The sequence below is a fragment of the Streptomyces sp. G-G2 genome (genome assembly GCF_030063135.1).
Classification (GTDB): Bacteria; Actinomycetota; Actinomycetes; order Streptomycetales; family Streptomycetaceae; genus Streptomyces.
Genome location: NZ_JASISO010000004.1, coordinates 84,274 through 107,578, shown reverse-complemented (window position 1 = coordinate 107,578; position 23,305 = coordinate 84,274). Strand labels below are relative to the sequence as shown.

16 protein-coding genes and 1 pseudogene are annotated in these 23,305 nt (G+C 70.7%); 7 read left to right on the top strand and 10 right to left on the bottom strand.

The window, feature by feature from the left end; all coding sequences use genetic code 11:
• A complete protein-coding gene (locus tag QMF80_RS04855) occupies positions 1 to 459 on the top strand; it encodes a TIGR03618 family F420-dependent PPOX class oxidoreductase (RefSeq protein ID WP_283449775.1) in 459 nt (152 codons plus the stop codon).
• On the opposite strand, the gene QMF80_RS04850 is transcribed toward QMF80_RS04855, so the two are convergent.
• Positions 449 to 3,028, bottom strand: a complete 2,580-nt coding sequence (locus QMF80_RS04850; RefSeq protein WP_283449773.1) for a GmrSD restriction endonuclease domain-containing protein — start codon at positions 3,026 to 3,028, stop codon at positions 449 to 451. The genes QMF80_RS04855 and QMF80_RS04850 overlap by 11 nt on opposite strands.
• Positions 3,029 to 3,288: 260 nt before the next feature.
• On the opposite strand from QMF80_RS04850, the gene QMF80_RS04845 reads away from it, so the two are divergent.
• Both QMF80_RS04845 and QMF80_RS04840 read left to right on the top strand, forming a co-directional pair.
• Positions 3,289 to 3,690: an effector-associated constant component EACC1 gene (locus QMF80_RS04845; protein WP_283449771.1), complete on the top strand. Its 402-nt coding sequence runs from the start codon at positions 3,289 to 3,291 to the stop codon at positions 3,688 to 3,690.
• Entirely contained in the window at positions 3,687 to 7,550 is a 3,864-nt protein-coding gene (locus tag QMF80_RS04840; RefSeq protein WP_283449769.1) for a caspase, EACC1-associated type, read from the top strand. The genes QMF80_RS04845 and QMF80_RS04840 overlap by 4 nt, the downstream gene beginning before the upstream one ends.
• A 179-nt stretch (positions 7,551 to 7,729) precedes the next feature.
• On the opposite strand, the gene QMF80_RS04835 is transcribed toward QMF80_RS04840, so the two are convergent.
• The 5 genes from QMF80_RS04835 to QMF80_RS04815 all read right to left on the bottom strand — a co-directional run bounded on the left by QMF80_RS04835 (position 7,730) and on the right by QMF80_RS04815 (position 18,334).
• On the bottom strand, positions 7,730 to 8,965 hold the full coding sequence (locus tag QMF80_RS04835) for a TIGR02679 family protein (protein WP_283449767.1): 1,236 nt from the start codon (positions 8,963 to 8,965) through the stop codon (positions 7,730 to 7,732).
• Positions 8,962 to 12,999, bottom strand: a complete 4,038-nt coding sequence (locus QMF80_RS04830) for a TIGR02680 family protein (RefSeq protein ID WP_283449765.1) — start codon at positions 12,997 to 12,999, stop codon at positions 8,962 to 8,964. Before QMF80_RS04830 ends, QMF80_RS04835 begins: the two co-directional genes overlap by 4 nt.
• An 83-nt stretch (positions 13,000 to 13,082) precedes the next feature.
• A complete protein-coding gene (locus QMF80_RS04825; RefSeq protein WP_283449763.1) occupies positions 13,083 to 14,330 on the bottom strand; it encodes a TIGR02678 family protein in 1,248 nt (415 codons plus the stop codon).
• Positions 14,327 to 15,883, bottom strand: a complete 1,557-nt coding sequence (locus QMF80_RS04820) for a TIGR02677 family protein (RefSeq protein ID WP_283450032.1) — start codon at positions 15,881 to 15,883, stop codon at positions 14,327 to 14,329. Before QMF80_RS04820 ends, QMF80_RS04825 begins: the two co-directional genes overlap by 4 nt.
• A gap of 1,251 nt (positions 15,884 to 17,134) precedes the next feature.
• Positions 17,135 to 18,334 carry an NAD(P)/FAD-dependent oxidoreductase gene (locus tag QMF80_RS04815; protein WP_283449761.1) on the bottom strand — a complete coding sequence of 400 codons (1,200 nt, stop codon included), beginning with the start codon at positions 18,332 to 18,334 and terminating at the stop codon, positions 17,135 to 17,137.
• A gap of 159 nt (positions 18,335 to 18,493) precedes the next feature.
• On the opposite strand from QMF80_RS04815, the gene QMF80_RS04810 reads away from it, so the two are divergent.
• The 4 genes from QMF80_RS04810 to QMF80_RS04795 all read left to right on the top strand — a co-directional run bounded on the left by QMF80_RS04810 (position 18,494) and on the right by QMF80_RS04795 (position 19,701).
• Positions 18,494 to 18,706 (top strand): hypothetical protein, encoded by a 213-nt coding sequence (locus QMF80_RS04810; RefSeq protein WP_283450059.1) that lies wholly within the window; start codon positions 18,494 to 18,496, stop codon positions 18,704 to 18,706.
• A 128-nt stretch (positions 18,707 to 18,834) separates the two neighbouring features.
• Positions 18,835 to 19,011 (top strand): hypothetical protein, encoded by a 177-nt coding sequence (locus QMF80_RS04805; protein ID WP_283449759.1) that lies wholly within the window; start codon positions 18,835 to 18,837, stop codon positions 19,009 to 19,011.
• Between the two features lie 121 nt (positions 19,012 to 19,132).
• The gene (locus QMF80_RS04800; RefSeq protein WP_283449757.1) at positions 19,133 to 19,441 is read left to right on the top strand and encodes a hypothetical protein; all 309 of its coding nucleotides are present in this window, start codon (positions 19,133 to 19,135) and stop codon (positions 19,439 to 19,441) included.
• The gene (locus QMF80_RS04795) at positions 19,438 to 19,701 is read left to right on the top strand and encodes a hypothetical protein (protein ID WP_283449756.1); all 264 of its coding nucleotides are present in this window, start codon (positions 19,438 to 19,440) and stop codon (positions 19,699 to 19,701) included. The genes QMF80_RS04800 and QMF80_RS04795 overlap by 4 nt, the downstream gene beginning before the upstream one ends.
• Before the next feature lie 18 nt (positions 19,702 to 19,719).
• Here the strand turns inward: QMF80_RS04795 and QMF80_RS04790 are convergent, their stop codons facing one another.
• The 4 genes and pseudogenes from QMF80_RS04790 to QMF80_RS04775 form a co-directional block, all read right to left on the bottom strand.
• A complete protein-coding gene (locus QMF80_RS04790) occupies positions 19,720 to 19,962 on the bottom strand; it encodes a hypothetical protein (protein WP_283449754.1) in 243 nt (80 codons plus the stop codon).
• A 27-nt stretch (positions 19,963 to 19,989) separates the two neighbouring features.
• Positions 19,990 to 21,288 (bottom strand): ArsB/NhaD family transporter, encoded by a 1,299-nt coding sequence (locus tag QMF80_RS04785; RefSeq protein ID WP_283449752.1) that lies wholly within the window; start codon positions 21,286 to 21,288, stop codon positions 19,990 to 19,992.
• A gap of 10 nt (positions 21,289 to 21,298) precedes the next feature.
• On the bottom strand, positions 21,299 to 21,769 hold the full coding sequence (locus tag QMF80_RS04780) for a CBS domain-containing protein (RefSeq protein WP_283449750.1): 471 nt from the start codon (positions 21,767 to 21,769) through the stop codon (positions 21,299 to 21,301).
• Positions 21,756 to 23,002: pseudogene (locus QMF80_RS04775) on the bottom strand (cation:proton antiporter). Before QMF80_RS04775 ends, QMF80_RS04780 begins: the two are co-directional and overlap by 14 nt.
• Positions 23,003 to 23,305 lie beyond the last annotated feature (303 nt).

Here is a 23,305-nt window from a genome sequence, read left to right as displayed (position 1 = left end):
ATGACTCCCGTAGCAGCGCCCCGCTCCCTGTCCGACGAAGCCCTCTCCGCCCTGTTGGCGGGGCAGCAGTTCGGGACACTCGCCACCGTCAAGCGCAGCGGCCACCCCCACCTGACCACCATGCTCTACACCTGGGACCCCGAGGCCCGTGTCGTGCGCCTGTCCACCACGGCCGACCGCGTCAAGGTCAAGCACGTACAGCACAACCCGCTTGCGGCGCTGCACGTCCCCGGCGGCGATGTCTGGTCGTTCGCCGTGGCGGAGGGCACGGCGGAGGTCTCCGACATCACGACGGTCCCCGGCGACGCGGTCGGGAGGGAGTTGCTCGCGATGATCCCGGCGGCCGCGAAACCGGCAGACGAAGACGCGTTCCTCGAGCAGCTGGTCGCCGAGCGCAGAATCGTCATCCGGCTGCGGGTGGACCGGCTGTACGGAACGGCCCTGGACATCAACGGCTAGGCGGTAGGGAGAAGCCGCTCCCCTCTGCCACCGCGACCTCGTGGATGAACCACTCCAGTGCGGAACAGATCTCCTCGACGTGGCCGGCGAAGACCTCCAGCGGGAAGGAGGGGCGCAGATCCAGCTTGGCCTCGGCCAGGTGGATGCCGTCGATGGCGTTGAACCGCTCCATCAGGGTGCGGCGCAGTGACTCGTCGTCGAACGGCGGCCGCCGCTTGAGGTACTGGAAGACCACCTCCGCGGTCCCCGTCACGGGGTAGACGCCGATCGGCCACAGGGTGCGGGGCGCGTTCGGGCCGCCGACGACCAGAGTCGGGAAGCAGCTGGTCTCGTTCGCCTTGCCGTAGACCTGGTGACCGCCCCGCTCCTCCCAGAATCGGAGCGCGGCCACGACGCCTTCGACGACCTCCGGCGTCTGATTCTCTCGCAGCAGCATTCCGAAGCGGGCGGCGGCCTCGTCGCCGCCCGTCCGCGACGACGCCGTGAACGCGGCGACCTCTTCCGGGATCTCCCTGCCCACCAGAACGGCCAGGTCGGTGCTGCTCAGCCGGTGGGCCTTCGAGGCCCGACCGTTCTGGTCGAAGGGCACGCCCTCTACCAGCAGGACGGCCTTGGGATCCCCGGAGTGCCGGTCGTCGGTCCACCGGAACCCGCCCGCGATCCGGCCGTCGGCGGTCAGCACACGGTACGCGCAGTGCAGGCCCGTCCTGGCCGCCATGTGGTTGCCGACGGCGATGGCACTGGTGCCGATCAGGGCGGCGAGTTCACCGTACGACGTCCATGTCCCGGCCGGCACGGCGAGCAGGATCTCCCGCAACTCCCCCCAGCCCGCCCACTCGTCGTCGGCGTGCACCATCCCTTCCAGCGGACCGGGCCACAACCGCACCGCGTGGTCGCCCAGTTCATCTGCCCGCGCGAGGATCTCCGTGCGGCCCCAGCGCTTCTGGGCGGCGATGTTCTGGTTCATCCGCAGGGCGCTGGAGTCGAGCAGCTCCTGCTTCCGGTGGAACGGGTGGTTGGAGAGCCGTGCGTTCTCGCCGGAGAGAGTGAGGTTCCCCAGGGTGTGCACCAACAGGGTGTGGATCTCCTCGGGGCTCTCACCGTCCCCGGCTTCTTCCGCCAGCAGGTCGAACCACTGCTGGGCCGGGCGTTGGGGCAGTACGTGTTCCACGGTGAGCGGCGCCTTGTCGTAGTCGACGGGCTCGCTCGATCCGTGGCTCTCCTCCAGTCGGCGCAGGATCTGGAAGCGCTGATTGCCGCGGCCCGTCGTGTAGAACGGGCGGGTGCGGATCGCTTCACGGACGGCGTCGTCGCCAGGCCATACACGGGCACCGGTACGGGGACGCGAGAGGAACCGGCGTACGGCCTCTGCCGGGGAACCCTCCTTGTCCAGCTCCTTCGGGAGTTCCATGAACACCCGGTTGCTGCCCGTTGTGGAGAGCCCGGCGAAGAGGCGGCGCGCCATGTAGCTCTCCGCGTGAGCGAGGGCGTCCGCCGCTTCCGAAGCCGTGGCCCTGTCGTCGTCCACCAGGTCGAGGAGGTGCAGGGCCAGCGGGTAGTGGGTCTGTCCGCCCCAACGGGACAGCCGTTCCAGCACCGCCCGCAACTGGGGGTCGTTCTCCCGATCGGGCTCCAGGATCCGCATGAGGCGGTCGGCGCGCAGGGAGAACCGGGCGATCTCGGCCTCCAGCGCCGCCTCGTTCCCGCTCAATGGCTCGAGGCGCCTCTTCTGGTCCCGGTAGATCTCACTCTGCCGGGCCCGGCTGTTTCCTTCGACCACGAGGTCGAGCCAGACCAGCAACTCCAGATGGGCCGGACCGAGCAGTTCCTGCATGGGAAGCCAGCGCTTGCGGTAGACGTCCTCACCCCTGGTGGGCAGGCACATGAAGAGATAGTTGCGCAGCAGGTCGCTCTGACTGAGCCCGACGCCGGTGTTGTTGATGGACTCGAAGATGCGGTAGACGTTGTCGCCCTCGGCGGCGGTGATCGCAACGATCGAGAGACAGTCGCCGAGTACGGACTCGACCGCCCCTGCCCACGCCTCACCCCCGCTCTCTGCTCCCTCGGCCAGAGCGGCCACGAAGAAGCGGTAGGCCGCGCCGACGTTTCCGGCGCCACCGGCCTTCGGAAGGCTGTCCACGCACGCGGTGTACGCCTCGCGGTCCGCCTGCGTCGGCAGCAGACGGTAGCTGTCTCGCCCGTCCTGGTGGGTGTTGACCAGGATCAGGTCATTGATCCGCGCGGCCTTCTTCACCGAGCCCCGGTCCCGGTGGTGGTCCCGCAGGGCGGTGAACGCGAGCATCAGGGTGGTGATCCGCTGCTGACCGTCGACGACGAGCCAGCGCCGCATCCCACCCGCGGCGACGCGCTCGGGCGCCAGCACGACCGAACCGAGGAAGTGACCCGAGCCGAGCCGCCCCTCCCGCCGGTCCTCGACCAGCTCCTGTACGTCGTCCCACAACTGCCGCAGCTCGTCACGCTGCCAGCTGTACGTGCGCTGGTAGAGCGGGACCTGAAACTGCTGCTCCCCCTGGACCAGCTTGCTGAACGTGGTTTCCTGAGCGTGCACGCCCGTCCTCTCCCCAACCCCTCGACACCGAGGCGGCTTTGTCGCCCCACACCGTAGGGCCATCAGCCGAAACGTGGGCCCGCGTACGCCCCGAAGTCACCTCCCTGGGGGCCGGGATGGTGGAACTGTGTGGGCGGAGCCGCGCGTTTCACGCCATTGACGAGCGGTTTTCGGCTAAATGCGAGATCCGCACGCATCGTCCCCGATAGCCTCGCCTGTCCGTGTGTCCGCCGCACGGGGAATTCAGGGGGACAGTGAACGTGAGCACCAGCCATGCGGGCCCGGCCGGCTACCGCATCTCCATCGTCGACGATGACCCGCTGCGCGCCCGGCGGGAGGCGCGCGAGTTGCTCGCCGCGATCACCGACACCGATCCACAGGCCGCTCTCGACATCCCCCGCCCTGAGGCGGCCCAGGACACCGACAAGGGCGGGCCCGTCGCCGACCTGATCGGCCTGGTGTTCGGCGGCGGTTCCATGGTCGCCGCCGGTATCCAGATCTGGCTGGCCCGCGTGCCCCAGCGGACCATCGTCGTCACCCGGCCCGACGGGGCGACGCTGCGCATCTCCGGCAAGGAGGCCCGCGCCGACGACGAGCAGATCCAGCGGTTCCTCAACGGTGGCTCGGAGGGCAACCCCGCGGACGGACCGGCCGCGGAGTGAGTGACAACGACCGGTACGCCATGCTCATCGGCGTATCCACGTACGACAGCGACCGCTACCACGATCTGCCCGCCGTCCGGGCCGACCTGCACTACATGCGGGCGGTACTGGAAAGCACCGAGATCGGCATGTACAACGACTGCGCGATGGTCGCCGAGCCGACCCGCGCGGAGATGCTGCACGCCATCGAGGCATTCCTGGAGGAGCGGCAGTCCAACGAGACCGCACTTCTCTACTTCAGCGGCCACGGCGAGTTCTGCGAGGACGACAACCAGCTCTACTTCCTCACCCGGGACGCCGACCCGGACGACCTCCCGGGCACCGCGGTGCCCGCCGAGTTCCTGGAGCGGATGCTCCAGTCCTGCCGGGCCTCCTCGAAGGTCGTGCTGCTGGACTGCTGCTCCAGTGGTTCTGTCGTACAGGGATGGACCGCCAAGGGGGCGAGCGACACGAACGCCCGGCCCGCACCCAGCACCCTCCTCCGGCCGACCGGCGTGTACTTCATCACCGCCTCCGACGCCCTCCAGGCCGCCTCGGCGATGGCTCCGGCCGGCTCTTCCCTCGGCACCTCCCGGTTCACCGGCGAGATCGTGGAGGGCCTGCGCTCAGGGCGGATCAAGGACAGCGGCTGGATCACGCCGGACGACCTGTTCGAGTACCTGACCGCGCAGATGGTGCGCAACGGAGTTCCCCAGGAACAGCGGCCGACCAAGTCCACGATCCGGGCTACGAACTCGCTTCCGCTGGCACGCTCCGTGGCCCGGTCCGTGAACCTCCCCGACCCGCCCCGCGACGCCGCCCAGGCGTCTCCCGCGCTGCTGAAGGCCCGGGCGATCGCCGGTCTCGACGCCCGCAACGGCATCGACTGGCAGCAGCTCCTGCGCTACTACGTGCACTGCCTGGGCGCACAGGCGGCGTCGGGCATGCTGCCCGACCGGGACAGCAAGCGGGGCTCCGCGTACTTCCTTCTGGGCCAGGGACCGGAGACGATCCAGTCCGGGCTCGGGCCAACCCTCACCGCTCCCTCCCAGCTGCCGAAACCGAAGAGCAGGGGCCCCCGGGCCGATGGCTCCGGGCTCCAGGAGTACTGGTACGGCTATCCGGCCGTCACCCTCCCCGAGCGAGGCGGGGACGGCCGACGCCGCACCGCCGTGCGGATCGCACCGTTGCTGGTCCAGCCCATGGAACTCGCCCCCGACGAGGACGGCCGCGACAGGCTTCGCCCGAACGGGGTCCCCGCCCTGCACACGGGGCTGATCACGGAACTGCTGGCGGACGACGACGCCGCCGACCTCCTCGCGCGCTGGCAGCCGACCTGGCAGGAGGGCAACGGCACGCAGATGGTGCGGGCCGTGCGGGAACTCCTCACGGAGCTCGGCATTCCGGAGCTGGAGCCCCTCGACCTGTCGGTGCTCAGCGAGCGGTCCGTGATGGACTCGCTGCGTCCTGGTGCGCACAACGCCGCGGTCCTCCTCGCGCCCTCGGGCGTGGAGCGGATTGCCACCGAGGCCCTGGTGGACAACCTGCTCCAGATGTCCACGCGCACCGCACAGATCCCCGGCACCGCGCTGGACGCGCTCTTGACGGGTGGTGGCGCCGAGGACCCGGGCCCTGAAGCGGCGTTCGTCGTCGCCCCCGGGCCCTGCAACGAGAGCCAGGAGCTGGTGATCCGGGCGGCGATGACCCGTCCGCTGACCGTCGCCACCGGGCCGCCCGGTACGGGGAAGAGCGAGGTCGTGACCGCCGTGGTCACGACCGCTGTCGCCGCCGGCCAGACCGTACTCGTGGCATCCACGAACAACGAGGCCGTGGATGTGGTGGCCGAGCGTTGTGACGCGATCTCGCCCGGGCTTTTGATGCGGACCGGAAATGCCGCGGCGTTGGAGCGCGAGGCCGCGAAACTGGAACGTCTGCTCACCCAGCCGGTGCCGGTCGAAGCCGCGGGTCGGAGTTCGGCGACCGTGGCCGGAGACCTGCGCAACCGCCAAGCCCGATCCACCGCTCACCGGGCGGAGGCAGCTCGGCTGGTGGGTGACGAGATGCGCCTGCTGGAGCTGTTGCGGGAGCGGGCCCGTCAGGCGGCCGAGTTGGAACTGCCCGTCGGACTGCTCGAAGGCGCGTGGGCCGACGGCGGGATGGCCGCACTCTCCCGTTGGGAGGAACGGGCCCGGAAGACAGCCCGAGCGGGATGGTTCGCCCTGGGCCCGTGGCGCAGAGGGCGGGCGCTGTCCGCGTTCATCGCCGCGTCCGGTACGGATCCGACCTGCCCCTGGCCGTCCTGGGCTTCCGCACGACCCGCGCCGCCCGAACTCCTCATCGCCCTCGCCGAGGCCGTGACCGTGGAGGGTGCGCTGCGGGAGCTCGCCCCGCAGATCCTCGGCCGGGACGAGGAAGAGCTGAAGCGAGCGCGGCTGGAGAGCGCCGCCGGATTGTCGGACGCTTCGGGTGAGCTCGCTCGGACCCTGGCGGCTGAGGCCATGGTCCGGGGGCGCTCCCTCATGGGGCAGCGGCTCCAGGCGCTGCGCCAGAAGTCAGGCTTCCAGAAGAGCCAGCGCAACCTGATGACGCACCTCAGGGGGTGGGCCATCAGTACGCACTCGGTACGCCAACTGGAGCTCGTCCCGAAGCTCTTCGACCTGGTGGTGATCGACGAGGCGAGCCAGTGCTCGATCCCGTCGGTCCTGCCCCTGCTGTTCCGGGCCAAGCGGGCGCTGATCATCGGCGATCCCATGCAGCTCGGGCACATTCCCGGCATCACCGCGCAGCAGGAGCGGCAAGCGCGGGTACGGACCGGACTGAGCGCGGCGCAGCTGGAGGACCATCGGCTCGCCTACCACGCGTACGCCTCGTACCACGCGGCCGCACAGCACGGCGAGGAGGCGCTGCTGCTCGACGAGCACTACCGCTGCCATCCGGCGATCGCGGACATCGTCAACGGCTACTGCTACGCGGGCCAGTTGCAGGTGCTCACCGATGTCCGGAGCCAGATCCCGGCGGCCGATCCGGTCGGCCACGCCGACCCGGCGCCGGTGCTGGGCTGGGTGGACGTACCGCAGGGCGAGTCCGCGCGGGGCGGCGGCGGTCAGTCCTGGCGCAACGCGGCAGAGGCGCAGCGGGTGCGGGAGACGGTGGACGAGCTGCTGCTGCGGCTGCCCGAGCACGCGACGGTCGGGGTGGTGACTCCGTTCCGGGCCCAGAAGGAGGTACTGGCTCGCGTCTGGGCGGACGACGACCGGGTCCGGGTGGGCACTGTGCATGCCTTCCAGGGAGGACAGCGCGACGTCATGGTGCTGAGCCCGGTGGCGACCAGTAACACCCCGCCGCGTACGACGCACTGGGTGGCTAGCCAGGTCAACCTGTGGAACGTCGCCGTCACCCGAGCGAAGTCGCAGCTGATCACGGTGGGCAGCCACACCTTCTGGCAGGGGCAGGCGGGACTCCCCGCGCTGCTCGCGGAGCGGTCGGCCGTGCTGCGCAGGGGGGCGTTGTCAGAGCCGGACACAACCGTCAGGGCTACGGCTGCCTCCGGGTTCCGCGAAGATCTGGCCGACCGGCTCCAGGACTACCTGGGCGCCTGCGGCATCACCGATCTGGAGCGTGCGGCGGTCGTCGGCGGACACACCGTGGACCTGCTGTTCACAGCGGGCGGGGCGAACACGGCCGTGCTGATCGATCCCGGCCCCCGGCACGACCAGGATCCCGCACGGCATCTGCGGCTGACCCACGCGCGCGGCGACCTGCTGGTGGGACTCCCCTCCGGCGGTGCCGGGGCGAAGGCCGGGCCGGTGGCTCGTACGGTCCGGATGCCCGCATGGCGGATTCTGGTCGGCGGGTCGGCGCTGGAACCGCTGCTCTCCTGAGCGTCGAAGAGGGGAAGCGGATGGGGGGAAGCCGCCGCCCAGGACTGTGGCGCGGAGCACCCTGACGCGGCGAGCGAAGGCCGCAACGCTCCCCACTGGAACCGCAGGTCCGGCGTTTCTGGCCAGATGCACCGACGACAAGGCCCGGTGGGAACGGTCGAGCCGCACGGGTCGCGCCGTCATCCCGCGAGGTCCGCCAGCAGCGCGTCCAGTACCGCCTCCTCCTCCACGCGCACCCCATGTTCGGTGAGGGCAAGCGCCAGATCCGGGTCCCACGGCGATGGGGCCACCGCCCCGGTCAGGGGCTGGGGAGCCCGACGGGCAGCAGCTACGGCCGCCTGGTAGTCGACAGCCGAGTAGCGCCACGGCTGCCACGGGATGTGTCTGCGCAGCGTCACGGCGATGCGCAGGCCGCCCCAGTCGAAGTCGCCGTGGTAGCGGAAGGTGGCACCGAGGTCGTGGAGGCGTGCCAGGAGCGCAAGGGCAGCAGCCGACGGCTGGCCCTGGAGACAGACCAGCGGGAGGGCGTCCGGGCCGTGGGTATCGGCCGCGGCCGAAAGAACGGCGGGGTTCTCACAGATGTGGACCACCGGCGGCGTGGTCAGCGGCGGACGGTGGGCGAGCTGGCGAAGGGTGAGGACGCACGGGTCGCCCACGTCGGCCATCCAGTCCAGAGCCGGGGTCCCGCGGAGGTTGAGGGTGAGGACCGTGGAGGAGACGTCGTCACGCAGCAGACCGGCAGAGGCCCAGGCGGCCCGTCGCCAGGCCGCGCCCGCCCCGTCCGGATGCCCGGTGAGGGCGCGGATCCCGGAGAGACACAAGGTGGCCGAGGGTGTCCCGTCGTCCAGTGCGTGGGCGCTGCCCAGGAAGTCGGCGGCGAACACGGACAGGGAGCGCGGCGGCTCGGCCGGCAGTGCGCGCAGCACGCGGGCCGCTTGGTCGAGCAGCAGTCGAGCGGCCTCCGGCGTACGGGCGAGGCGTCGTACGAGGCCGTCGTCGCGCATCCGGCCGGACCATTGCGCGAGGCGCGGAATCTCTCCGGCGAGTGCGGTGAGCGGATCGTACGCCTCCGCCCAGACCTGATCCTCGCTCCGGCGGACCTCTTCGAGAGGGACGACCGGCCCGGTGAGCGCGGTCACGGCCGCCGTCAGGCCCTCGGGGCTGATACCCGATCTGACCAGTACGGCGTCCACTGCGTCGAGCCGGACCGTCAGCACCCTGCCGCCACCCGGGGCCCGGCCCAGCAGTCGCTCGGCCGCGGCCCGTTGGGCCGGAGTGGCCGCGGCGAGGGAGACGGGTCCGGTGAGCCGCTGCCCCCGCTCCAGCCGACGGCGTACGCGCTCCAGCAGCCAGGCCAGGTCGGGCCCGCCGAGGAGTCGACGCAGGCGGTCCTCGTCGACCGGGTACGCGTTCACGCCCACAGGGCCGCCGGGTCCGCACCGCGCACCGGGTCCTCGTGGCGGGTACGGGCCGTGCCGTCCCATTCCCAACGGGTGACCAGGACAGCGGCGACTTCGTCGACGCGGGACAGCTGGGCGATGGCGATGCCCGGCACCTGCGGGTAGCAGGCCCACTCCCGTTCGCTGGTCATGACCACATCCAGGTCGAAGGCGTGCAGCAGTCCCAGGCACTTGGCGCGGGAGTCGTCGTCGACACCCGCGAACGCCTCGTCCAGGGTGACGAGCCGTGGTGCGTACGGGCTGCCCGCGCTCGCGTAGTGCGAGGAGGCGGCGGCGAACAGCGGTACGGAGACCGCCAGGACGCGTTCACCTCCGGAAGCGGGACCGGTGGCGGGCACCCAGCGTCCGTGTTGCTGGCGCTCGACGGCGAACTCGTGCCAGGAGCGGTAGTCGAGGGCCGCCGTGAGGTGTTCCAGCCAGCTGCCCGCCGCGTCCTCGGTCTGCTGGCGGGCGATCTGCGTCTGCAGGAACTCCCCGACCGCGGCCCGGTCACCGGGGGTCCAGGCGTCGGCTGTCTGGAGCAGGCGGCCACGAGCCTGAGCGAGACCGGCAGGGGCTTTGCGGGAGGCCCGCCACACCAGGCGCAGGGTCATGCCGGTGGAGGTCGGACGGTCCTCCAGCTCGGCGTTCATGGCGATCACTTGCCGTTCGGCGGTGGCGATCAGTTCCTGGAGGGTGCCGGCGACCTCGGTGATGAGATGGGCTTCGAGGATCTCGCGTTCATGGGCGGAAAGGATCCGGGTGAGTTCGCCGACCTCGACCGCGAGTGCCTCGGCGAGTTCGGGAACCGCCCGCTCCCGGCCCTGGTAGACGATGTCCACGATCATGCCGTCCTCGACCATCCGGGCCGAGGCGCTGTGACCGTGCCGGGACAGCGCGTCCTGGAGGGTCTTGTGCTCCTCGCTCAGACGCCGCTGTACGCGCTCCCAGGCGGCTTCCGAGTCGTCCGTCGTCGACAGCTCCGATTCGAGGGAGCGGGCAAGGGCGATGGCCGGAGTGGCTGCCCACGGACCGTCGTCGGCGGCCGGTACGGCAAGGCCGGGAAGCGCTACCGTGAGCAGCCCGGTGGCGGTGAAGCGCTGGAGTCCAGCGATGGCCTCGGAGCGCGCGGCGACAGCCCTGGTGATCTCCTTTTCAAGCCGCTCGATCAGACCCTCGGCCCGGCTGGCCTGCCGGTCCGCCTCCGTGCGGCGGCCCTGGAACAACCCCTGATCGGCCGCGCAGCCGCGCAGGGCCCGGGCGGTCTCCGCGAGCCGTCGTTCCAACTCGGCCACGGCCTCACCCACAGTCGAGCGCAGCGTCGCGAGCCGCTCGTCCGCGGCTGCCGTCTCAAGGGCCGCCGCCTGCACCCGCAGAGCGAGTTCGGCAGCGCGCTCCCCCGCCCGGCCGGTTTCCTCGTGCTCCTCGTGCGCCTGCTCGGCTGCTTCGGCACGCTCGCGCAGTGCGGGCCAGAGTGCGGCCAGAACCGCCGCGAGTTCGATGAGGGCCTGCCGTACTACGGCCAGCGCCGACCGGTCCGCGGGCAGCCCCAGATCGGCGGCGGCCTCCTCGAGCTCGGCGCTCGCCCGCGCCGACCGCTCGACTGCGGCCAGCACGTCCGCGGACCGTGTCTCTCGACGGGACCTGGCCTGGCGCACCCCGTCGGCGGCAGCGGCCGCGCGGGCGTGCGCCCGGGTCAGCGGCCCGTCGTCGGGCACCTCCGCCAGCTCGGCGTCGAGGGTCCGGCGGCGGGTCGCCAGGGCCTGCGCGTGCGCGGCCTCGGACGCCGCCTCCCCCTGGAGGAGGGAGAGTTCGACGCGCAGGGTGGTGATGCGGGTGCGCCGTGCCGCCTCCCGGGCGCCCTCGCCGATGTACTCCGCAGCGGTTTTGGACCACCGGCCGGTGAGGACACCGATGCGGTACCGCCCGTCCGGCGCGGCCCACGTGTCCCCCGCCGGCTCGATGCCCGACGGCCCGGTCACCGCGCCCAGGCCGACCGCCCCGAGGAGGCGGCCCACCACTTCTTCACCCACATGGGCTGCCTGGGCATCGCCGTGGTCGACCGCCGGGCGAAGAACGTCGGCGAGCGACGGGCCGTCGACCGGGCCCCTACGCGAGTCGAGGAGTACGTCGTGCCCGTCGGCCGCCCGGGCCGCGCCGTCGGGGCGCACCCAGGCGTCCAGCAGCCCGGCCGCTTCCAGGGCCGCCTCCAGCCCGGCTCGCTCATGGGCCGCGACCTCGTCCCGGAAGTCGACCAGCCGCCACAGCGGGGCGCCGGCCACGTGAGCGCGCAGGCCGGGGGTTCGGGTGTACGGGGCCTGCGGCCCGCGCCGGCCGCCGGCCTCGAGCTCGTCGAGTTCCTGTTCCGCGTCTCGGGCGCGGGCCGACAGGGCCGCCCTGCGCTGCGCTGATTGCGCGGCCTGGTCGGCGAGTGCCGCTGCCGTGACGCTGTGCGCCTGCGATCCATACCGACGCGCCGGGTAGGGCCCGTCCTGGTGCCGGATCCACTCCTGCAGCTCGTCCAGCAATCCGACCGGGTCGGCGTACGCCAGCTCCTCGCACCGGCCCGCGTGCTCGCGTACGGCATCCACCAGGGCCCGGCCCGCGGCCGTCAAGGTCTCGTCGGCCGCGCCCTGTGCCTCGGCGGCGTGCACCAGGTCGGTTTCCGTCTCGTCGAGCCGCAGTGCGGCGGCCCGGCGCTCTGCCGACGCCGTCCCGGCACGGTCCGCGAGCTCCTCCACATGCGCGAGGGTGCGGTGTCGGCGGTCGGTCGCCCCGGCCACCGCGGCGCGCAGTTCGGCCGCCGTCATCTCCTCGTCCCCGGGCAGGTCCAGCCGGGCCGCCTCGGCAGTCTCCCGCGCGAGGCGAAGCGCATCCTCGGCCCGGTTCCGGGCGGCCTGGAGTCGGTTCTCCGCCGCCCCGAGCCGGCCTAGCGCCCGCGTGTGCAGCAGGGTGGCCGCTTCCTGGTCGTCGCGGGCTCGTACGCAGTCCCGCCCTGACCGCTCCAACGCCTTCGCTGCCCGCTCCAGTTCATGGGCGCTTCGCATCTCCGGGCCCTCACGCAGGGCTGCGTCGACGGCCTCCAGTCTCGCGTACGTCTCGGTGAGCGCCGCGATCCGCTCATCGGCCGTCGCCCGCTCCTCTTCGGCCGCGGCCATCCCCGCCTGCGCCTCGGCGAGCTCACGCAGCAGGTGCTCGTACTTCGAGTGCTCCGTACGCGGCAGGCGTGCGCGGCGGCGGGAAGCGATGCGTGCGTAACGGCGGTAGTGGTCGAGGAACGCCGAAGCCGCCCGCTCGGCCGCGCCGGCAGCGCGCAGCTCTTCCTTCTCCTCGTCCAGGGAGCGGAAGGCTTCGGCCACATCCGCGATGACGGCCTGGTCCATGGGCGGGAGTGCTTCGGTGAGGGCCCGGGAGAGGGCGGCCTCGTTGGGACGTTTGGACAGTTGGGGCTGGCGCAGCTGAATGAGCAGGTCCACCAGGGCGGCGTAGCGCTGCTCACCGAGTCCGAACAACGCCTCGTCGACGGCCCGGCGGTAGATCTTGGCCTGGTCGTAGACCATGCCGTGTCCAGCGACCGCTTCCATGAGCCGGTCCCGGGACAACACGGTGCCGGTGGCGTCGAGGAGACTGAGCGACCCCTCCGACCTGACCTCGGCCGGCGCGTGGTCGATCCGCTGGGCGGTCACTGCCCACCAGTGCCGCGCGATACCTCGCCCGCTGACGGCCTTGAGCCCGCAGAGGAGCGTGCGGAACTGCTCTTCGCCGCTCACCTCGTCGCGGCGGCCGAACTCCACCCAGGTGTAGCCGAGCCGTTCCGAGTGCGGGTGCTCGCCGCCGAGCAGCAGATTCCATTCCATCCGCTTCCCGGCGTCTCCGTCGGGTTCCACGCGGCGCGCGCTGAGGTCCCCGTCGAGGAGGAAGGGCAGGGTCAGGGCGAGCACCTTGGACTTGCCGGTGCCGTTGTTCCCACGCAGCAGCAGTCGGCCGTCGCGGAAGTGGAACTCCTCCACGTCGTAGTGAAAAAGATCAACGAGGCCGATTCGCAGGGGCTGCCAGCGGGCACGCGCGGGGGTCGGGAGTACGGCACGGGGAGTCAACGCTGGGAGGCCTTTCGCTGTGCGGGCACCTGAGCGGGGCCAGCCGTGCGGGGTTCGAGGACGACGGTCTCGCCGATCGCGTACCGGACGAGCGCCGGGCGCGGCGCGATCCCTTCGGGGGTACGGACGACCAGACCCAGGGAAGCGAGCCGGCTGACGGCCTGCTCCACGAGCTCGCCCTCCGCCCCCGGCTCCCGCGCCGACTTGGACCAGAAGCCGCCGTGCTCAGCGGCCAGTCCGGCAACCCGGCGCTCAAGGTCGGCCGTGGAGACGACCGGGCGGTCGGCGGCGGTGAGGTACTCGGCAAGCAGCAGGGTGACATGACCGTGGGTCCCCGATTCCGGCATGCGGACGTCGGTGAGGTCGTCGTCGGGGTCGACCATCGCGATGCCCTCGGCCCTGACCTCGGCCACCAAGCCCGTCAGTTCGGTGATGCGTGCGGTGAGGAAACCTCGCTGGCGGGTGAGGTAGCCCAGCTCGGCGTCGGTCAGCTCGTCGTAGTAGAGCACGGGGTCGTCCAGCAGTCGGCGGGTCAGCGAGCGGCGCATCGCGCGGAAGCGCAGTTCGTCGCTGTCGAGGGCCGTTTCGGCGGTGAGCTCGACGAGCCGCTCTTCCAGAGTCGCGGCCCGGACCGTGGACGGGCCGCGCCGGGTCGCGAGCAGACCGGCGAGCACCCGCCGTTCGACGTCGTACAGGACGTCTCCGGCGCCGCTGACGTACGCGTCCTCGTCGCCTGCGACCCGCCGCAGGACTCCGAGGCTGAGCAGGAGCCGTACGACCGCGGCCAGGTCGAGCCGCTCGTCGCGGCGGTCCAGCGTGAACTGGATGCCTGTGGCGGCCAGCTGGGGATCGGCGGCGTCGAGGACGACCTGACCGGCGAGGCGGCCGAGGGCGATCTGCGCCTCGCCGCGTTCGAGGGCGGCGAGGGCGAGGCAGAGCAGGACGTACCGGCGGCGTGTGAACGGGGCAGCCGTACGGGTCGCCTCACGGGCGGGGTGGGTGGCATCCGCGAGATGGGCCGCGATCTTGCCCAGCCGGGCGGTCTCGGCGTCGACCTGGAGGGGCCAGCCGGTGTTGCGGTCGAACCACTCGCGCAGGTCGGAGGCGTGCCGCCGGACGAGACGGAACTCGTCGGCGTGCGCGCCGCCCGCAAGCAGCAGCGGATGTTTCAGCAGAGCGCGGGCGGCCTTGCGCAGTTCCGCCGCACGCTGGCCGTCCAGCACTTCGGCGAGCGGTGTGCTCATCGTCCGTCGCTTCCTTCCGCGAGGTCGAGGATCTCGATGGTGTGGTCGGGCCCGCGCAAGACACCGCCCGGCGTGCGGACCTCAGCCGAGGATCCATCAGCCAGGGCGGTGAGCCGGATCTCCATGGACCCGTCGTTGCTGGTGGCCACCGTGTGCGTCATACCGGGCCGCCAGGTCGCCAGGGCGTCGCCGAGGAGCTGGAGGAAGAGCCGGAAGCTGACGGGGTCGAGCTCTCCGAGTCCGGACAGCCGGGTGACGCCGTCGGTGACGAGCCGGGCCCGCGCGGCCGCGATCTCCGCGGCCTGCTTGACGGCCACCTCGGCGAGCCTACGGCGGGCTTCCGCGCGATCCTCCACCTTGCGGGGTTTGCCGCGCCGCTCGTAGCTGCCGGTGCGGCGCAGCTGCGCGCTGATGCGCAGCGGCGCGGCGTCGGCCCAGGGGGTGGACGCGGGATCGGGCCGCGCGAGCCGTGCGGCCAGCGTCTCGGCGTCCACCGTGAGGTGCCGGGCCGGGTACAGCCCGAAGGCGGTGCGCCACAGCCGGTGCCGGGCGTCGTCATCGTTCGCCTCGGCGAACCAACGGGCGAGAGTACGGAAATCAGCGGAGCGGTCGGAGCGCCCGGACCGCCGCTCGTTGAGCGACCGTACGACGGCCAGCAGCTGGGGCACCGCCCCGAGGGCCCGCCCGCGCAGCAGCCGGGCCTGCGATTCCCGGCCGTCCCGGCTGAGGAACCAGGCCGCCAGCCCGGCCCACCGGCCGGCCCACCGCTCGTACGCGGCCTGCTCGGCGTACGCCGCCTCCTGTGGAGTGGCGTCAGCGGCCTCGCGAGCGGCGGCGGCGTGCAGCAGGGGCCCGATCCTCCCGCTCTCCTCCAGCTCCAGGATCAGCCGGGCGATGCGGCCGCCGAGGGTGATCAGGTCCTGGATGAACCGCTCCAGGTACTGGATGAGCTGGTCCTTGTAGGCGAGGAAGACCTCCTCCCCCACGTCGTGGAGGTCGATGGTGCGCTGGAGCGAACCCATAAACGCCCGCGCGTTGTCGGCGAGCGCCCCGAACCGACTGGCCAGCCCGTCCAGCGCGAGATGCGTCTTGGCCGGATCCGGCTCCGCCTCCGCCGCCAGCACGAGGAGTGCGCGGAGCTGAGTGACGATGTCGTGCAGCGCGACGGCCTGGAGCGCACCCCGGCGCCCGAGCGCCGCGTCGTAGCCGGACAGGGCTTCCTCGGCCGCCTCGCCCTCCCGGGTGAGCTGGTAGATGAACCGCTTGCGGTAGAAGTCCTCGACGGCCGTGACCCGCCCGGTGTCCGGATCGGCCCGCAGATTCCCCCACTCGACGAGCTTGTCCAGCGCGCCGACGACCCCCTCCAGCCCGTCGGGCCGTACGCCGGCGGGCAGCCCGGCGTACACGTCCTCGGGCCGCAGATGCACGGCGAACCGCTCCTTGGCGACAAGAAAGGCCTGCATCACAGAACGATAGAGCAGCACGTTCGGAGCAGTGAGATGCGCGAAGGGCGCGTACCTGTCCGGCGGGCCCCCCGGCCGGGAAGAAGTCATGTCCATCGCCCGCTATCCTCCCGGACCGTTCTCCATGATCGGCAGGGACTTAAGTACTTGACCGATTCGCACCGATTCTGATCGCGCACCTCTACGCCGGACTCATCAGAGACGCCTCAGGCTGGGCCCTCAGTAGGCGCTTCGCCTCGTCCCTCTGCTGGTACGGGACATTGAGGTGGAGGCGGCCGTCGCGGACCACACCCGGGTGCACCTCGTCTGTCGGCTCAGTGCGCTGGGCCGGTACCTCGGGGACCGGAGCGGCCGGTCCGCCCGGCTCGGCCCGGCGCCACGGTGCACGCACCGGGCATTCCATACGGGTGCGCTCCATCAGCCGCCGTACTCGGTCGCACGAGGCCGGGTCGGTGTAGCGCATCATCAGGTCCGCGGGCCCAACGTTCGCGAGCCGCTGTCCCCTCCCGGGAGTGGGCCCGCTCCGCCTCGCTCGCCTTCCGGTCCGCGTCGCCCTTGGTCACAGCGGGCAACTGGCGGAAGTCCCCCGCCACGATCACCCGCTTGCGAGCGAGGCCGACGGCGAACAGCCCAAAGGCAGATTGACCATCCCGGCTTCGTCGATCGCCGCGACGAGGAAGGGGCGCGGGCGCTCAGTCTTGCGCCTACTGACCACAGACCGCGCGGCAACTACCGAGGCCCACGGAGCGCGTCGCGGCCGACCGTCGGTCCGGTCGCGTCCGTGGACGCGACCGGACCGACGCGATGGGACTTCAGAACGCGCGTCGATTGAACGCGCGTCAATTGAGCGTCGGCAACCGGAGGAGTGTCCTGGTGCTCCCACTGAAGGCCACGACGCTCCGGGCTGAACCCCCAGGTCAGGCGATTCTCAGCAGGCACCGCACGCTGTCACCCGTTGCCTGCTCGGAAACAGGCCGAACGGCCGAGAGCTCCAAGAACCGCAGCTCAGGCGTCTTCCTTGATCGGCTCCAGGATCGCGACGCACTCGACATGATGGGTCGTCAAGAAAGGATCGAACGACAATGGCTGCAACATAACCACAGGTCAGAGCCTTGCAGTCTGTTCGAAGGACCACCTCTCCTCGGGGAGGACGCCCGCGATGGCGGTGGGTGTGGTCCCGGGACGGGGCGGACCACCGCGGCGGAGCGGCTCCGTCATGAGGGGTAATGGCCGTTCAGCACGGCGGTTCCTTGCCGGATGCAAGCAATCAGCTGGTGCCTACTCAGCTTTGCTTGATCGCCGAGATGTAGCAGGTCAGCTTGACCTGACCCTCAGGACGCGCTACGCGATCGCCCTCTCGGCGAGGGACGCGTCCGGGGCGGCGGCCAGGTGGTGCTTGCGCTTGGGGAGGCAGAAGGTCGGGTGCGAGGTGGCCCACAGCGACATCCTGAGGATGCCCGCCTTGATCCGCGCGGCCTTCCGGCCGCTCAGGTACTTCGGCTTTGCCTGCCCTTCGCCGTCGATCATCTGCAGGATCCCGTCCCGCCGCCCGAGGCTGATGTGGTTGCCCACGTACTCCAGCTTGGTGTGGGGGATCTCGTGGCCGGTCAGGTGTCCCACGATCGCGGCCGTGGCCTGCATTCCGGTGTAGCCGGCCGAGGCGCAGGACATCGGCAGCGGCCGGCCGTTGTCACCGATGGCGTAGGCGCTGTCGCCGGCGGCATAGACGTTGGGGTGCGAGATTGACCGCATGGTGTCGTCGACGACTATGCGACCGTTCTCGGCGACTTCCAGCCCGCTGGCGGCGGCGATGGGGTTGGCCGCGAACCCTGCCGTCCACACGGTCGCGTCGGACGCCACGGCGGTGCCGTCGGCGCACATCACCCGCGTGGCTTCCACCGCTTCGACACTGGTGTGTTCCAGGACAGTGATGCCCAGCCGGTCGCAGACCCGGCGCAGGTAGCTCCGGGCTCCGGCGGAGAGCGGGGCGCCCAGCTCTCCGCGGGCGACCAGCGTCACCGACAGCCGGGGCCGGGATTCGGCGATCTCGGTGGCGGTCTCGATGCCGGTCAACCCGTCGCCGACGACCAGCACGCTCCCGCCTTCGTCGCGCTTGCCCAGGCTGTCCAGGCGCTCGCGCAGGCGCAGCGCCGAGGGCCGGGCGGCCACGTCGAAGGCGTGCTCGGCCACGCCGGTGACGCCGCGGTCAGCGCCGTGGCTGCCGAGCGCGTAGAGCAGCGTGTCGTAGGAGAGCTCGCCCTCGTCGGCGCCGGCCACGGCGACGACCCTGCGCTCGGGGTCGACGGCCGTGACACGGGCCAGGCGCAGCCGTATCGCCGTGCCCGCGAAGACATCGGCGAGCTGTGGAGCGTCGATCTCCTGGCCGGCCGCGAGCTGGTGCAGCCTCAGCCGCTGGACAAAGTCCGGCACGGCGTTGACCACGGTGATCTCGACGTCCGCCGGGGACAGCCGGCGAGCCAGGGTCCCGGCCACATAGGCCCCGGCATAGCCGGCGCCGAGGACGACGATGCGGTGCTTCATGTGCTGCTCCTCTGTCGGTCCGCTTGCTCTCGATGACTTGACCGAATGGCACCCCGATCCCTGACAGGAACCAGATGTGATGTGAGCCACAAAGCGATAGCTTCATTGCGAGGCCGACTCGAGGGTCGGGCGGACGCTCTCCAGGGGGCGTTGCCACACGTGGTTGGCTGTTCAGGCCGCGAGGAATCCATGCAGGCGCTCGGCTGGGGTTCCCCAGCCGAACGTTCTGTCTGGGCGGCCGTTGAGTTCGGCTGCGACGGCGGCGAGGTCGTTTCGGCGGTGGACGGACACCCGCAGGACCATGTCGTCCTGGCCGCCACGCGCCGCGGCCCGGCCGAACTCCTCGGACGCCGGAACACCTCCCACCGGTAGGAATCGACCACAGGGATAGGCGGTTCGAAGCCGCTCAGGGTGTGACCGGAACCCGGGTGGTGCTGTTGCTCTGCCCAGGTCCGTGGGAGCCTGGGGCGGCCATGCCTTCCTCCCTGCCAGGAGCCCTTATGTCCCGCCGTTCACGGACCGGGCCGCTCTCCCCGATCTTCGCCTTCGGCGCCGTCCTCACGGCGGCCGGTGCGGCGCTGTACCTGCTGCCCGGCCCCGACATGCCGCTGCTCGCTGCAGGCGCCCTGGCACTGGCTTCCGTCGCCGCGGTACTGGTCTCCGCTCGCCAGCACTGACCACGTTCTGCATCCCAACGGTTCCGGGCGGCAGCCCCACCTCTCCCCTGTTGCCGGATTCCGGCATGACCGAGTCATGCCAGGCCCCTCTATCGTGGGCGTCCTCAGCAGAGAGGTCCCGATGAACGGCAACCCGATCTATCACGCGCTCGCCCTCGCGGTGGCGACCGTGCTCCTTGTCCCACTGGCCCTGGCGATGCTCGCGGGCCGGACACCGCTCCGACTGCCCGACCGCGCGGCACGGCGCGCCTTCGCGTGGGCCCTTCTATGCCTGTACGCACTTGCACCGCTCAACGCGATCCCGCGCATGGCCGATACCCCGGCGGTCGTCGTGACCAGCTGCAGCGCCGCTGGCCTGGTCTTCGTCGTGGCAGCCGCAGTGCTGCTGTTTCGCACTGCCCGCCGCCTTTCCGGACCGGCTCATCGATGAAGACCGCCACATACGCAAGGGCCGTTTCCTGGTTCCGGCACAACGTCTCCGAGTTCCGGATCGGCGTCTTCCTGATCGTCCTGGGCGCGCCTGTCACTGCGGTGGGTAGCGTCCTCTACGCCGTATCCGCGCCGGGCTTCTCGGAGTTGGTCATCGGTCTGGCCTTCCTGATCACCGGGCTGGCGATGACAAGCTCTGAGGCCGACCACCGGGCCAGGCGGGCAGCGGAGCTGCCCTCCTCTGGGACCGTTGACCGGTAGACACACGCGCAGCGCCCTTCAGGGCATGGGGGTGCTGGACGGTGGCGGCCACTGGTAGTCGTAAGCGGGCGGTTTCCACGGCGTGGGGGCCGGCTCGGGTTTGAAGGGGCCGGCCCGGTTGGCCATGAGGATCAGCATGGTTGCGGCGAAGATCAGGGTGATGACAATCAGAGCGCGCCCGACCGGGTTGCCGGGGTTGTAGTAGTACTGGTTGGTTCCCCACTTACTCCGTTTGAAGACCGGCTCGTCGTCGTAGCGCATGTCCGGCACCTTTCGTTTGACGGGCTTTTAGGCGAGGGCGAAGTAGCGGAGCCAGATGTAGAGGGCTGCGATCACGGTGGTGACGGCGGTGACGATCAGGCCGTACTTGGTGAACTGCCAGAAGGTGATGGGCTGGCGGTTGCGCTCGGCGATGCCGAGGACGACGACGTTGGCGGAGGCGCCAATCGCGGTGGCGTTGCCGCCGAGGTCCGCGCCGAGGGCGAGGGCCCACCACATGACGTGATCACCGCCACCGCCCATGGACTGGACGAGGTCACTGGTGATGGGGGCCATCGTGGCGACGTAGGGGATGTTGTCGACGACTCCGGAGAGCACGGTGGAAGCGCCGAGCATCAACATGGAGCCGCCGAGTTCCTGGCCGCCGATGGCGCTTGCGAGGGCGTCGGAGACGGTCTCGATGACGCCGGTGTCGATGAGGCCGCCGATCATGATGAACAGGCCGGCGAAGAAAGCGAGGGTGGGCCACTCGACTTCGCCCAGGACCTCACTGGTCTCCACCGTGGAGATCGCGACGAGGAGGCCCGCCCCCAGGAGCGCGACGATGCTGGGTTCGTAGTGCAACACGGGGTGCAGGACGAACCCGGCGACAACCAGGGCGAGGACGGCCAGGCCCTGGACGAGCAGCCGCGGGTTCTTGATGGCCTCCTTCTCCTCCAGGGCCATGATCTCGGCGGCACGGTCCTCGTCGTAGACGAAGGTCTTGCGGAACATGAAGCGGCACAGACCGACCAGGACGGCCACCAGCACCACGCACAGCGGTGCGAGGTGGACGAGGAAGTCGTTGAAGGTCAGCCCGGCGCGGCTGGCGATGATGATGTTCGGCGGATCGCCGACGAGGGTGGCGGCGCCGCCGATGTTGGATGCCAGAACCTCGGCGATCAGGAACGGAGCCGCGGGCAGGTTCAGGCGTTCGCAGACCAGCAGGGTCACCGGTGCGACGAGCAGGACTGTGGTGACGTTGTCGAGAAGTGCCGAGGCGCACGCGGTGATGACGATGAGCATGACCATGACCCGGAAGGGCCGGGCCTTGGCCTTCTTCACCGACCAGATGGCCAGGTATTCGAACATGCCGGTCTTCTTCAGCACTCCGACGATCATCATCATGCCCAGGAGCAGGAAGATGACGTTCCAGTCGATGCCGGAGTCCTCGGAGTAGAACGCCGAGACGTCGTCGGTCGCCCCGATCGCGAGCATCAGGCCTGCGCCGCCCAGGGCGGCGGCGACCCGGTGGATCTTCTCGCTGATGATCAGGGCGTACGTGCCGATGAAGACGGCGATCGCCGCCCAGCTGTGCCAGTCGTTCACGGGTCTCCAGTCAGGGGGTTTGGTTGACGTCGAGTAGCCGGTCCAGCAGGTGGGCCGCGGTGATCACGCCAAGCAGCACTGTGCTGCCGTCCATGTGGCGCTCGACAACGGCGACGAGTGGGCTGCGCTGCTGGGCCATGAGGGCGGCCACCTCCAGCGCGGTGTCATCGGGTGCGGCCACCGGCGGCTTCGGAGCCTTGGGCGGCAGGCAGTCGCCGACCGTGCGTCCGCGCAGGGCTGCGCACAGCCGGTCGGCGTGCTTCTCGTCGATGACCGCCGCGAGGGTGGGATCCTCGATGACGTACTCCGGTACCAGCATCCTGATCATCTGGGAGGCGGGCAGGATCGCCTTCGGGACACCGCTGCCGTCCAGGACCAGCAAGCCGGGCAGCCGGTGTTCGGCCATCAGCCGGGCGGCTTCCAGAGCATCGGTGTCAGTGGTGACGGTCTCGTACTGGACGGCCAGGTCACGTGCGCGCATGGACGGTTCCGTTCGCCTCGGGGGTGGTGGTGGGCCCAGCCTGGTCCGCGTCCGGGATGCCGACCAGCTCATTGACGTGGAACATGCGGGCCACCGGTACATCGGTGCTGCTGTGCGCGATGATCGAGAACGCGATGCACACGGCGATCAGCGTGTACGCCTGTTCGGCCTGCGGGATGCCGGACTGGAGCACCAGGAGCCCGTATACCACCGAGGCGAAGCCCTTCGGCCCGAACCAGGCCGCGGCCAGCTTCTCCCGGCGGTCGAAGTGGGTCCCGATGAGTGACAGCAGCAGCGACGCCGGCCGGATCAGGATGATCGCCAGCACCACGGCAACGTACCCGCCGAAGGACAAGTCCCCGAACAGTTGTGGCGTCAGCAGCGCGCCGAAGACGAGGAGCGCGGCGAACTTCGCCAGCTCCGCCAGGGACTCGCCCAGAGGCTCGAACGCCTGCTTGGACTCCGGAGATACGGAGGCCAGGACCGCGCCGGCGGAGAACGCGGCGAGGTAGGGATTGGCGTGGGTGAGGTGGCAGGCCGCGTAGAGAAGCACCCCGGTCGCCAGCGGCAGCAGCGGCTGCAGCTTCGCTTCTGCGCCCAGCAGCCGGAAGCGTACGAGGCCGCTCACCAGCAGCGGCAGCACCACACCGAACACGAGCCCGAGGGCCAGCTCCAGAGCGATCTTCGACCCTGCGGTGTGGGCCGCACCCGCCGCAGGACCGGCCGCCGCGATCAACAGCAGGACCACAGGCAGGGCGAGGCCGTCGTTGATGCCGCTCTCCACGTTCAGCAACTGCCGCAAGCGGGCCGGGACCTCTTTGCGGCCCACGATCGCCGAGGCGAACACCGGGTCGGTCGGCGCGAGAACCGCACCCACGAGGAAGGAGGTCGTCCAGTCCAGGCCCACCAGGTAGTGGGTGACCAGCGCCATGAACACGAAGGCCAGCGGCATGCCCAGGCCCAGGGCGCGGGCCGGTTCTTCCAGGCACTGCGCAGGGCGGGAAAGGAGACGTGCATACCGTCGGTGAACAGCACCGCGAACAGGGCCAGGTCTGCGGTCACGGCGACGATCTCGCTGTCGGGGGTGATGTGGACCAGCCCGAGGAACCCGTCACTGACCAGGGCTCCGCCGACGAGGAAGAGGAAGGAGGTCGAAAGGACCGTGCGGGCGGCCAGCCCGGACAGCAGCACTGCCACCAGCAGCGCCACTCCGAATACCGCGACAAGCACCATGATGTACCGCTCCCCTGATCGGAAAAGAGACTCGTCCCTTGTTCGCCGACCAGGCTTCCCGGCACACCGCAACCGACCTTATACGTTCTTGACGCGTCATTGACAGAGTGTTGATGCTCCGGGATGAGGCAACGACTGTTGCCGGGATCCGGCAACTGTTCCCTCACGGGCACAGCGAAGCCCCCCGGGCGACGCCGTTCCGGGCGGAGTTGTCTGTGCCCGGCGTCCGCCATTCGGCTGTGGGATCACCCGAGTGGGACCTCGTCACACATGTAGAAAGGCGTCAAGATCCACAAGCGGATC